The sequence below is a fragment of the Paenibacillus sp. Pae15 genome (assembly GCF_024519685.1).
Classification (GTDB): Bacteria; Bacillota; Bacilli; order Paenibacillales; family NBRC-103111; genus Paenibacillus_G; species Paenibacillus_G naphthalenovorans.
This window is the reverse complement of sequence record NZ_JALJRM010000037.1, coordinates 37,339-49,053: the sequence shown is the minus strand read 5'-3', so window position 1 is coordinate 49,053 and position 11,715 is coordinate 37,339. Positions and strand designations below refer to the sequence as shown.

13 protein-coding genes are annotated in these 11,715 nt (G+C 51.1%); 6 read left to right on the top strand and 7 right to left on the bottom strand.

The window, feature by feature from the left end:
* Positions 1 to 222 precede the first annotated feature (222 nt).
* Positions 223 to 1,308 carry a tyrosine recombinase XerS gene (gene xerS / locus NR121_RS22685; RefSeq protein ID WP_054819846.1) on the top strand — a complete coding sequence of 362 codons (1,086 nt, stop codon included), beginning with the start codon at positions 223 to 225 and terminating at the stop codon, positions 1,306 to 1,308.
* A gap of 30 nt (positions 1,309 to 1,338) precedes the next feature.
* Here the strand turns inward: xerS and NR121_RS22680 are convergent, their stop codons facing one another.
* Positions 1,339 to 2,610: a Stk1 family PASTA domain-containing Ser/Thr kinase gene (locus tag NR121_RS22680; RefSeq protein ID WP_174349931.1), complete on the bottom strand. Its 1,272-nt coding sequence runs from the start codon at positions 2,608 to 2,610 to the stop codon at positions 1,339 to 1,341.
* 201 nt (positions 2,611 to 2,811) lie between these two features.
* Complete coding sequence (locus NR121_RS22675; protein ID WP_062408360.1) at positions 2,812 to 4,341, bottom strand: bifunctional ADP-dependent NAD(P)H-hydrate dehydratase/NAD(P)H-hydrate epimerase; 1,530 nt, start codon at positions 4,339 to 4,341, stop codon at positions 2,812 to 2,814.
* 187 nt (positions 4,342 to 4,528) lie between these two features.
* On the opposite strand from NR121_RS22675, the gene NR121_RS22670 reads away from it, so the two are divergent.
* Both NR121_RS22670 and NR121_RS22665 read left to right on the top strand, forming a co-directional pair.
* Complete coding sequence (locus NR121_RS22670) at positions 4,529 to 4,720, top strand: hypothetical protein (RefSeq protein WP_054819842.1); 192 nt, start codon at positions 4,529 to 4,531, stop codon at positions 4,718 to 4,720.
* A gap of 128 nt (positions 4,721 to 4,848) precedes the next feature.
* Positions 4,849 to 5,790: an aldo/keto reductase family protein gene (locus tag NR121_RS22665; RefSeq protein ID WP_074729257.1), complete on the top strand. Its 942-nt coding sequence runs from the start codon at positions 4,849 to 4,851 to the stop codon at positions 5,788 to 5,790.
* An 80-nt stretch (positions 5,791 to 5,870) separates the two neighbouring features.
* Here the strand turns inward: NR121_RS22665 and NR121_RS22660 are convergent, their stop codons facing one another.
* A complete protein-coding gene (locus tag NR121_RS22660; RefSeq protein ID WP_062408362.1) occupies positions 5,871 to 6,551 on the bottom strand; it encodes an SOS response-associated peptidase in 681 nt (226 codons plus the stop codon).
* 193 nt (positions 6,552 to 6,744) lie between these two features.
* Between NR121_RS22660 and NR121_RS22655 the strand changes: the two genes are divergently transcribed.
* Positions 6,745 to 7,614, top strand: a complete 870-nt coding sequence (locus tag NR121_RS22655; RefSeq protein ID WP_054819840.1) for an aldose epimerase family protein — start codon at positions 6,745 to 6,747, stop codon at positions 7,612 to 7,614.
* A gap of 193 nt (positions 7,615 to 7,807) precedes the next feature.
* On the opposite strand, the gene NR121_RS22650 is transcribed toward NR121_RS22655, so the two are convergent.
* Positions 7,808 to 8,476 carry an NUDIX hydrolase gene (locus NR121_RS22650; RefSeq protein WP_054819839.1) on the bottom strand — a complete coding sequence of 223 codons (669 nt, stop codon included), beginning with the start codon at positions 8,474 to 8,476 and terminating at the stop codon, positions 7,808 to 7,810.
* Between the two features lie 118 nt (positions 8,477 to 8,594).
* On the opposite strand from NR121_RS22650, the gene NR121_RS22645 reads away from it, so the two are divergent.
* Positions 8,595 to 8,852 (top strand): DUF2533 family protein, encoded by a 258-nt coding sequence (locus tag NR121_RS22645; RefSeq protein WP_054819838.1) that lies wholly within the window; start codon positions 8,595 to 8,597, stop codon positions 8,850 to 8,852.
* Between the two features lie 70 nt (positions 8,853 to 8,922).
* Here NR121_RS22645 and NR121_RS22640 read toward each other — a convergent pair whose 3' ends face one another.
* Positions 8,923 to 9,483 carry a hypothetical protein gene (locus NR121_RS22640; RefSeq protein WP_054819837.1) on the bottom strand — a complete coding sequence of 187 codons (561 nt, stop codon included), beginning with the start codon at positions 9,481 to 9,483 and terminating at the stop codon, positions 8,923 to 8,925.
* Positions 9,484 to 9,586: 103 nt separating this feature from the next.
* Here NR121_RS22640 and NR121_RS22635 point away from each other — a divergent pair, with 103 nt between their 5' ends.
* A complete protein-coding gene (locus tag NR121_RS22635) occupies positions 9,587 to 10,156 on the top strand; it encodes a hypothetical protein (protein WP_054819836.1) in 570 nt (189 codons plus the stop codon).
* On the opposite strand, the gene NR121_RS22630 is transcribed toward NR121_RS22635, so the two are convergent.
* On the bottom strand, positions 10,153 to 10,926 hold the full coding sequence (locus NR121_RS22630; protein WP_137671092.1) for a (S)-benzoin forming benzil reductase: 774 nt from the start codon (positions 10,924 to 10,926) through the stop codon (positions 10,153 to 10,155). The genes NR121_RS22635 and NR121_RS22630 overlap by 4 nt on opposite strands.
* Before the next feature lie 74 nt (positions 10,927 to 11,000).
* Positions 11,001 to 11,525 (bottom strand): hypothetical protein, encoded by a 525-nt coding sequence (locus tag NR121_RS22625; protein WP_062408366.1) that lies wholly within the window; start codon positions 11,523 to 11,525, stop codon positions 11,001 to 11,003.
* Positions 11,526 to 11,715: the final 190 nt, after the last annotated feature.

The window sequence follows — 11,715 nt, the reverse complement described above, 5'->3', positions numbered from 1 at the left end:
GGTTTAGAGACTTGCGTTGGGTGTAGATGGAACTAATCTTGTTCAGCAAGCCCTATCTTAGCACTTAGCAGCGAAGGAATGACTCATCGGCACTAAGTCGGATTGCTTTGAACCCCTCTCCCCTTGATGTTATGATAATAGGACAAGTAAGAATATGAATTTTGTTTACATAATAATCATTATGTAAACCATAATAACCCGCTGCCAGAGGTGAGACGCTTCATGAATATCATTAAAATCAAAGACCGCAACGAGCTGGACAAAAAGGTACCCTTGATGCCGTGGTATGTGGAAAAATTTATTAACTATAAATTGCCTGACCTTTCACCATCCTCGCTGCTGGAATATGTACGGGACTATGAGACGTTTTTTTCCTGGCTGATGGCGGAGGGACTTACTTCTGCTTCATCTATTCGGGAGATTCCGATTGAAGATTTGGAAAGGCTCCATATGGACAGTATCGATAATTTCAAAATGTTTCTGTCCTCCCGTAAAGAGAATGCCAACGGAAAAACAACCATTTCCCGCAAGCTTTCTTCTCTCCGTTCACTTTTTCATTATTTGAGTCAAATTGCGGAGGATGAGAATTTCTATCCTTTATTGAAACGGAATGTCATGGCGAAGGTGGAAATCAAGCGGACGCACAAGCCGAAGGATTCCGCGGCTAAACTCGAAGGCAAGCTGCTTCAGGAGGCGGAAATCGCGGAATTTATCAGGTATGTCCAGCAAGGATACGGACAGGATGTCGCCAAAAACAAGCAGGCTCTCTATTTTTACGAATTGAACAAAATCCGCGATGCGTGCATCATCAGTTTAATTCTGAATTCCGGACTGCGGGTATCCGAAGTGGTCAATCTGAATGTGGACGACATCGACCTGAAAAAAAAGCTGACCTATGTTTACCGCAAAGGGAAAAATGACGATACGTTCAAAACGCCGGTTTATTTCCGTCAGGAAGCGATCGACGATCTCACAAAGTACATGGAACTGCGCCAGACGCAGTACAAAGCGCCGAAACGCGAAAAAGCCCTCTTCCTTGCCGTGGCGAACGGCAAAAAAGAAGGCGAACGAATGACGAAGCGCGCCATTCAGGAAATGGTGATTAAATATGCCAAACGTTTCGGGAAACCGTATTTGTCCGTGCACAAGCTGCGCCATTCCTTTGCGACGGATTACTATTTGCGCAATGATTTATACAAGACACAGGAGCAGCTCGGCCATGCATCCCCCGAAACGACTCAAATTTATGCGCATTTGACAGACAAAACGATGGCCGAAGCCATCGATAAAAGGCCCGACGGCGCTTAATCTCCGGCACTGTATGAGTGGATTAAACCGTTAATTGCCTCTGCTGACCCAAAAGGTGATGCGCTCCCCTTTATTCACTTTGCGACCGGGCTCCAAGTCCTGCTTAAACACCGTTTCGGCAGGACTCTCATTCGGCTCTATGAAGAATTGGTATCGAAGACCTGAAGCCAGAGCCTGCTTCTCCGCTTGTTGTTTAGTAAGACCGATAAGGTTAGGCACAAATACAGGACCGTCGGAGGAAGGCGGCTCTTGCGCTGCCTCGGGAGGTTCCGCCGACGTTTCCTGCTCATCCTCTGTCTGCGTTGACTTTTCCCGCTCATGCTCTGGCTCAGGTTCAGATTCGGTAGGAGCCGGAGACGTATTTAATGCAGCATCCCTTTGATTCGATTGACCCGCAATCGTAGGATCCTGTTTATCCGGTCCGCCCAGGCCGAATAGAAAAATGAGGAACAGTATGGAGAATCCTGCCACTGCGGCTCCAATCATCAGCTTGGCGCTTGCGCGCCACAAAAAACCTCTTTGGCGCGGCTCTTGTTCTTCGTCTTCCTCCATGTCGTCGGGTTCTTCATATTCATTCGGGAACGACTCTTCCATCGGCTGCGTTTGTTTAGTCCAAGGCTCCTGCGCTGCATTCTGCAAGCTAAGAATAAAGGAAGACAGCGTATTTTGACCGTTCCATGCTCTTCTCCAGGTCATCATGAACATTTCACGGTAGCTCTCCGGCATGTCTTTGAGCGCGGAGCGCAGCGAATGCTCGGCAGCTTGCAGCGAATCCGGCAGCGTTTCGGAACGGGTCATCAGCTGATAGAGCAGCCCGGCCAAGCCCTGAACCCCCCGCTCCGCAGGCTCCCCTTTTTCCCAATAGTTGATCATTTGCAGTTGTCCGTCGTCGCCGATCCATATATTGCTCGAAAGGACGGAGAAACCGGAAATCCCGTGCTCCATCGCATCCTGTAATCCTTTACCAAGCTCAAATACCATAGCGATGATCTCGCGGGTGGAAAAGGAATGATGCTTCAAACCTTGGATCAGCGGTTTGCCGGCAAACGTTTTTAGCGCTGCAAAAATACGCTGGTTCTCAATACCTACGTCGAGAATATGAAGAAACCGGCTGTCGTTGAACATGGCCACTTGTTGGAGCAGCTGAAGATATGCCTGTTTATGCTTTTCCCCCCGGCTTTCCACGACAAAAATGATGATTTCTCTATTTAAGGACAAGTCATTTCCGCTGTATAAGATACCGCTCCGCATCGGAACGATCGGCTTCAGAAGCTCGTAACGTCGGTTGATGCGTTTCTCCATGAAAACCTCCTGCAAAAAAATAATATTTCAGTTAAAAACACGAATGGTTCTTCATCGAACGGGTTTCGATCAATCAAAAACTGTTCTTATAATCATTCGGATAAAATGCCGATTTTCAGAGGTATGCTCATGATTATCACTTATTAATTAATGTCATAAATGATTTATATGGTTTATTTTTAGATTAATTAATGATTGAAACTATAAATTTTCGACAATGTCGCCGGCAATTAACGACGCCGAATGACAGCGTCTTTGCACCGCACGATCTCCCGCAGCTCCATGCAAGTAAACACCCAGAGCCGAGGCCTGGGCAGCTGTATATCCTTGCGCCAGCAAGCCGCTGATCAGCCCTGCAAGCACGTCGCCAGAGCCGCCTGTGGCCATACCCGCATTGCCGGTAGGGTTTACGTAGACTGTGCCGTCCGGCGTCGCTACGACGGTCCGGGCTCCTTTAAGCACGAGAGTAACATGGTACTGAACCGCATAGTTTCTCGCGCAAGAAATACGGTCCTGCTGGACTTCCGGGACGGATCGTCCGCATAGCCTTGCCATTTCTCCGGGATGCGGCGTAAGCACAACCGGGGATTTCCTCCGGCTCCATGAATCAAAATCGGCCGCCGCCGCGATCATATTCAATCCATCCGCATCAATCACGAGCGGGCATGCCGTTTCCTCCCAAATCCTGCGCACAAACCGGTCATCCTGCGCAAACCGTCCTGTGCCCGGACCGAACAGCATCGCGTTCTTTTTTTGTGCCATCGCAATAAGCTCCTTGGGATCGGCGGCCCTCCAATCCCCATGCTGTTCATCCGCAACCCCCTGAAGCATGACTTCAGGGAGATGGCCGAGCAGCGGCTCCACCATACTCATCGGAAGCGCCCACGAAACAAGTCCTGCGCCGCTGCGCAGCGCCGCTTTGGCGGACAGCAGTCCTGCACCGGCCATTGCCCGGCTGCCTGCGGCTACCAGCACATGACCGAAAGTTCCTTTATGTGTATCGGACTGCCGGTGCCGATACTCGTTTAAAGCGAGCTTTGCCGATAGAAGCGGCTCCTGTATAAGATAGGTATTAACGTTCATCCGATCCGCTATTCCCTGCGGAATTCCGATGGATCGTACAATCACGGTGCCCGCCTGGCGGACGCCGGGATACTGCTCTAACCCGCGTTTGGTAAACGCCAGAGCGACCGTACGATCGGCACGTATGCATGGCGTGTGGATTTGCCCCGTATCTGCGTCAAGACCGCTTGGAATATCGATCGAGATCACCGGGCGTCCGGATCGGTTGACTTCCTCTATCAGCTTGGCGTAAACGCCGCGGGGCGCTCCCCTGCTTCCTGTTCCGAGAAGGGCGTCGACCACCGCGTCATATAATTCCCAGTTTATTCGTTCTTGCTCGCTATATATATAATGGGGCAGCCCCCATTTGTGTGCAATTTGACTTTGAAGCGCCGCTTCTCCTTGAAACCGGTCCGGAGATTCGGCATAGATGAGGTGCACCTGATAACCTGCTTCGCTCAAATGGCGGCCTGCGACGATCCCGTCCCCGCCGTTGTTGCCCTTACCTGTAAGGATGGCGATGCGTCCGGGACGTCCTTCCAAAAAGGAAATGACCTCTTCCGACACCGCCCGGCCCGCGTTTTCCATAAGAACCATGGCAGGCATTCCGATGTGATCGATGGCATAACGGTCAATCCGTCTCATTTCTTCCGAGGTAACGATATGCATGGGGTGAATCGCTCCTTATCGCAGCTTATCTCTGCAATTATAACACACCGTGGAAACCGCCGCATTCGGCCCTTATATAGTTTACATAATAAATAATATGTAAACTAATTGATTCCTTCTTCCATCCGTTCACTCCATCTGCTACCATGGAGCTTGTAAAACATGATGAACCAAGGTGGGACATGCGATGAGAACAGAAGATCAAATCAGGAGAAAGCTGAATGAGTTTGTTATGCAAAGGAAGTCCCTTCAAAGCCGTCTCCAGGCTGCAGCGGATGACGCCAAGCCGGCGCTCCAATCCGAGCTGAATCATCTTGAGGATCAAATCATGCTGCTCGAATGGGTATTGAACAAGCCGGTCGGAAGCTATCACATGTGAATCACCGGATTTACCGTCCTACTTACCCGAAAGTAACTTATACACACCTATTTCACTACTTATCATCTTCATTTCGTTCGTATATAATGGCATTGTTATAAAAAATATGCGGTCAGGAGGTACGAAGAATGAAGTATCGGAAATTGGGTAGAAGCGGATTGAAAGTGAGCGAAATCAGTTTGGGCAGCTGGATGACGTACGGAGGATACGTGGAAAATGAAAAAGCGGTCCGTTCCATCGAGCAAGCCTACGATTTGGGCATAAACTTCTTCGATACGGCCAATGTATATGAACGCGGCGAAGCAGAGAAAGTAGTGGGACGAGTCCTCAAAGCGTACCCCCGGGAATCGTATGTGCTGGCCACCAAAGTGTTCTGGCCCATGGGTGAAGGACCGAATGACCGCGGCTTGTCGCGCAAACATGTGATAGAACAGTGCCATGCCAGCTTGAAGCGCCTCGGTGTCGATTATGTTGACCTTTACTACTGCCACCGGTACGACCCGGAAACGCCGCTGGAAGAAACGCTGCGAGCGCTGGACGATCTGGTGACCCAAGGAAAAGTGCTCTATGTGGGCGTCAGTGAATGGACTGCGGCGCAAATGGTCGAAGCGCTCGGTATAGCAGATAAATATTTACTTGACCGAATCATCGTCAATCAACCGGTATACAACATGTTTAACCGTTATATCGAAAAAGAAATCATCCCTACAGGCCTGGAAAAAGGGATCAGTCAAGTGGTCTTCTCCCCTCTTGCACAAGGACTGCTCACAGGTAAATATCGTCGGGGCCAGGCGATCCCCGCAGACAGCCGTGCAGCAAGCAAAGGCTGGGAGGAAGGCCGCATTCAAGAAAATCAGCTGCTGAAAGTGGAGCAGCTGGAATCTGTTGCCGCCGAGCTTGGCATCAAGGTTTCACAGCTGGCTTTGGCCTGGATCCTCAGGCAGGACAACGTGGCGAGCGCTCTGGTCGGAGCGAGCCGTCCGGAGCAAGTCGTGGAGAATTGCGGCGCTTCCGATGTCGTGCTTACGCAGGATGTGCTTGATCGGATAGAAACCATTTTGCAGGATTAGGAATGTCCGTCAGGAAACCAGCCTTACTGAACCGGTTAGCATATTCCGGCCGATAAGGCTGGTTTTTACAAGTCCGCATGTTATTTCTTGATCATCATGGCGTATTTGGCCGGAGGCTCTTCAAGCAACTCCTCCGCCCCTTCATCGCCCGGAAGGCTTCGAGTCGGTTCAAGGTAAGCCTGCATGTCATCGGGTGCATAAGGCTTGAGCAGACTTTGCAGATAGTCCGGCTCTCCGTTCATAGCGGGATCAAGCCATGCATCGATATCACGCTCATTTAAAATGGCGGGCATCCGTTCGTCGTATTCATAAACGAGCCGGTTCGATACCGAAGTGATGACCGTGCACGTACGATACTCGCCTCCCCGGGCGTCTTTCCAAACTTCATACAATCCGGCCATGCCGAACGCACGTTTGTCGTTCATTTCAATCCGGACCGGCTGCCTGGCTTTCCCTTTCCGCTTCCATACATAAAAACCGTTGCCTGGAATGACGCAGCGCTGGTTGGAAAACATTTTGCGGTAGGCCGGCTTCTCGTGAATCACGGCACTGTCGGCGTTAACGGCATCCTTGGCCCAGAACGGGACGAGTCCCCAGCGGTGCTCCTCCAGCTTCCGCCCCTCCCGCTCGGCGATAATGACGGAAACAGGTTGAGTCGGTACGTTGCGGAAGCGCGGTTGATAGGGAAACATCACTTGACCTATTTGAAAACGATGCGACAGCTCCGAAAGGTCTGTAGTTAATAGGAAACGATGGCACATGAAGAACACCTCTTATGGGTTTTAGTTCCAGTATCTTCATGTATAAGAAAATTATGCGGCGCGGCCGCAACGGGTTGGCGAGTTCAACGCTTCAATCCGAGTTGAGCCCCGTTCATGACAGAATAAATGGATGAATTTGGGCAAATTAAATAAAGGGTAAAATACACTGCGTCATTTGAGAGGAGGAACAGCGATGTCTGTTTACGAAATCCGTACCTATACGGATACTTACCCCATCTATGAATTAATCGAAACGAACACCCGTTCGTGGTTTAAGATCGCCCCTGAGCGGGGCGGGATCGTAATCAGCTACGGAACCAACGGCGAAGAGCTTCTGTATTTGGACAAAGCGACCTTCGACGACCCGAACGCCAATATTCGCGGCGGGATTCCGGTGCTGTTTCCCATTTCCGGACAGCTTACGGATGGTGCTTATGAATGGAATGGAAAGCGGTATACGATGAAAAATCACGGGGTGGCGCGCACCCATCCCTGGCAGATCGAGCAGACGAGCACGCAAGACGGCGCCGCTATCACTTTGACGTTAAAAAGCAGCGAAAGCACGCGGGATTCGTATCCTTTTGATTTTGAGCTGAGGTTCACGTACCGGTTAAAAAACGGAAAATTAACAATTGAGCAGGAATACCGTAACGAATCGGACGAAGCTATGCCGATGTATCCCGGCTTTCATCCGTACTTTGCGGCCACCCGCAAAGCCATTGCTTACGAAACCGACGCGAGCCGTTACTATGATTATAATGACGGAACGGAGAAGTCCTATGAGGGAAAAGCGATCGATTTGGACCGGCTGCCGGAATCTGTCGTATTCTTGAATCCCCAAAAGCGGGAAATTACGTTCAGCCCGACGGAGGATCGCCGCATCCGCATGACCTATGGAGACGACTTTAAGTATGTGGTCTTGTGGTCCGTGGCCGGCAAAGATTTCGTCTGCGTTGAGCCCTGGATGGCCAAGACGGATGAGCTGAATCGGAAGCAGGAGCTGGTTCTCGTTCCTCCGAGGGGAACCCACAAAACCTTCCTGACCATTGAACGCAATCAGTGATTAACAGGGGCAGGTTGGGGTGGTCATCCGCATGACGCATGCCGGCTTAGGCAGGCTCCCGCCTCCCCTCTGCCGCCCGTTTAGTCAAGGATTAGATAGGATTCGAGGCTAACTAACGCGGTTTTGTCGAAAATATCAGATAATTTGAAATTATTTATCGACTCGTGCGCTTGCCCGGGAAATGAATCCTTGTTTATTTCCCGGCCTCCGGGGAAATTTCCTGCCGGTGCTTCTCAATGGCCTGCAGCAGCAATTTGTAATAAGCTTCCGGGTGCGGTACGAAATCTTTCCGGCTAACCGTTCGTTCCACGGATTGCATCCGGCCCCTCTTCCGCGGGTCAGGCGACACGCCTTGAACGGTTGCCTCAAAGTCCGGTTCCGATGCCAGCTGGCGTACGTCGGCAAGACGAATACGATACAAGCCCGTGACTTCCTCCTCCTGCAGGCGGTAGTCCGTCAAAGGCCGGCTGCACGGGTAAAGAAATACATGACAAAACTCACGGTCTATGAGCTTTTCGGAAATGCGGTCTTCCTCCGGGAAAATACCGCACGAAAACAGCTTTTCAAACGGTACGCTTAAACCGAGCTCCTCTTCGAGCTCACGGACACCATCCTCCACCCTTTCTCCGGCGAGCAAATGTCCCGCGCATGAAATATCGAGCAAGCCCGGAAACGTCTCTTTATCCGGATGCCGTTCTTGAAACAACAATGCCCCCTCCCCTTCCGCATCGTCCCATATCCAGCACTGGAAGGTTTGATGCCATAAGCCTTTGGCGTGTGCTTCCGCACGTGTTGCCGTTCCAATAAGATTCATCGTTTCATCAAAAATATCCAAACGTTCACCGGACTTGTTTGCGTTCATATCGGTTCGTTCCCTTTCCGTCTGATGCGGCGCCTGGACAGAGGATTGCCATGACGCTTTATCCTATAGTAAGATGAAAACGATTATAACGTAATGATAGAAGGAGCTGCAATGATCAATGAACGTCCATGAAGCCATTACCAACCATACCCGGAAGCAGCATGCCCACCTTGAGCGGTTTATCGAGCTGGAGAATGAGCGGGAACGCGCCATTGAACAAGCGGTTGCGCAGTGTGCCGCAGGTCTGCCTTTCAGCGTAGAGCCGATCAACGCGGTAACGGCCCTTATTAACAGCCATGCTCAAAAAGGGATCTCCCCTACCCGGATCTTCGTGACCGAAGAAATGGTACGTGAATTCGTGAAGCGCAAAGGCTAAAATATACCGGAAACATAACGCCGGGGGCGAGTACGTAATTGGGTATCCGCGTTTAGCGATATGTTGATGATCAGGGCCATCCGCCCCGTTCATACATTTCATTCATATCCATCGAGAATTGAAGCAAATGTTCAAGAAGAGCCCCCATGTCGTCCATGTGACTCTCGTCAATTTTGCTTGCTGAGGTGAGCTTGATCCGATAGCTGCCATGAAGGACCTTGCTGTCGGATTCAAGAGATGGCGGAAACAGCTCTTCCAGCCGCTCATATCGAATGAGCCATCCCTGCCCCCACAAGCTCGATACATATTCATGGATGTCCCGCAAGTGCTCCGAGAGCTCGGCCGGCATATCCAGTTGAAGCTCCAGCCCGGCTCCCGGGCGCTCCCCCGCTGCATGAAGTCCGCGCAGCTCCCCGGCAAAATCCGTTAATCCGCTATGTAGTGCAATGGTTGTCATAAAGCCGTCTCTGCCGCACTGCAGTACAAATTTCATCCGAAATGTTCGCCCCATCTTCGCCAAATCGACCAAATCTTCTCTTCCGACGACCCTGATCTTTCCTTCGGCGTCCAGATCGTATAAATGGCCTTCCAATACAACCTTCAAATTATCGTATATGGTTGGATCAAACAAAACCGTAAGCACCTCTCTTTTTTTCCGGCTTTTATGGAATAAATAGCTGCATTCTGTTGAAACTAGAATCGTTCCTATCCTGTCCTCAAAGGAGAGATTTTGCTTGAAACGCATAGCATCCCTGTTCATTACCGCATGCATCCTGCTCATTTGGCCTGCCTTTCCGTCTGCCGCGCAACCGGATTTGAGCAAGCTGCGGTTGCCCCACAAAAAGGTCGGTTCATACCAGGAGCTGATCCGTTCCGCAGACGTGATCGTATTCGGCCGCTTCGGCACCCGTACGGCTTCCTATCCTACCGGTGTCCCGATAGGATCGGGCCAGCTGGTCAATTATGTCCAGCCGCTGCGCGTGCTGCAAACCCTCAAAGGCCCGGCACAGCCTTCGGTCTCCGTGCTGACAGACGGCGTTGAGCCGCTGCCGAAGCCATCGGATCCATTGAATCTTACTTACACCGGACCGTTGGCTGAAGGGGAATACCTATGTTTTCTGCAAAAGGTGCCCGGTACGAACCTATATTCGCTTATCGGCCCATGGCAGGGCCTGTACCCGGTACGGGACGGTAAACTGATTTCCTTACAGGAAGGCGGATTTCAACACTTCATGGGATTAACGGTCCCGAATGTGAAGAAGGTGGTGGATGATGTCGCAGCACAGCGCACCGGCGTGAATTAACGCGCCGGACCGGAATAGTTGCGGACATCAATCACGTCCCCCTGGCCAAAGCCTCCTTTATCCAGTATGGATATAATCCGCTCGGCAGCTTCATCCGGCAAATATAATTTCCCGGATGCTTTCAACCCGATGAAACGGCCCACTTCCGGAAAACGTTGGGGGGCAGTCTTGCGAATTTGTTCCTGCATTCTGGTCTCGACAACGCCCGGCGCTATGGAAACCAGCTTTACCGCACCTGGGCCGTCCCCTTGCTCTTGTCCCGCGCACCGCGTCATCATATCGATCCCCGCTTTGGCCGTACAATAGGCACTCCAGCCGGAATACGGTTTTTTCCCCGCACCGGAAGAGATGTTTACCACGGTTTTGGAAACGGTAACCGGCCAGGAGCCTGTCGCCCGGATAAACGCCGAAGTCAGCAGCATCGGAGCCAGCAGATTGATATGCAGATGGTCCGTCAGCTCCTCTGATCCGGCTTGTTCCAGCGGCATGATCGGATTCAGTACCCCTGCATTGTTTACCAAGGTGACGCTGGAAAGCTGCGATACATCGATCATGCCCATGATCCGTTCCATGAACGGCACAAGGTTTGGCGTCTCCCTTAAATCACAAAGATACTCTGTCAGAATAGCCCCCTTTTCTTTGGCATATTCGGTCAATGACTCATTAAGCGTCCGGGAGACCGATATCACCGAACGACCGGAGGCTAACAAACGTTTAGCCAGCGCTTCCCCAAGTCCGGAAGTGGTGCCGGTAATGATATACAATTGCATGGCGGCTTGATCTTTCCTTTCCTTAAGTATAGAAACACAAAAAATCCCCTTTTCGGGGATGCTGGCAATAACCGTTACGGCTTCATCCAATCGTCCGCCGTAATCCCGTCTTCCACTGCGAATTCGAAGTCGTACACATCGTAAACCTGTACCGGAATTTCGGCTTGAATGATTTTTTCCATCAGCTCAATTTGATCCGTCAGCACGGGTGCCTTTTCACGCAAAGAAGTAAGAACAATCTCCGTTTCGATCGGATCCAGGGCCTCGCCATACTGCGCATTCTCAATCGAGTGAACGACGATAAAGGTCACCCGCTCGTTCACCGGAATCGGCGGACTGCTGCGCCAAGGCGCCTGAAGCGCGCGTTCGAGCTTTTTCTTATTAAACGGATCGTCAAAAAAGGCAATCAGCTCTCCGATTTTCTCTTTCACATGCGCATCGTCATCCGCCTCCGGCATCACCGGCTCCTTGCTGTCTTTCATTTCATATAGCTCCAATATACTTGAGTATGGGATTAAATATTCCACCGGCCGAGACGGTACCATTAACTCGCCGTAAATGGCTACCAGGACCGCTTCGATGACAAAGCGTCGGGACATGCTGCATTCCCCCTTTCTGTATGCATCCGTACGTTCTTGTCCCCTCCTTAATGTGATATCATAAATAGTTGGAAAAGTCCAATGAGGATGAATCCCATAAAGCCCCGTGCTTCATAATGGAAGGCGCGGGGCTTAGCGATTTGTCATGGATGAACCTGTTGTTTTCGGTGTTGTCGTGCTGCACCAGCGG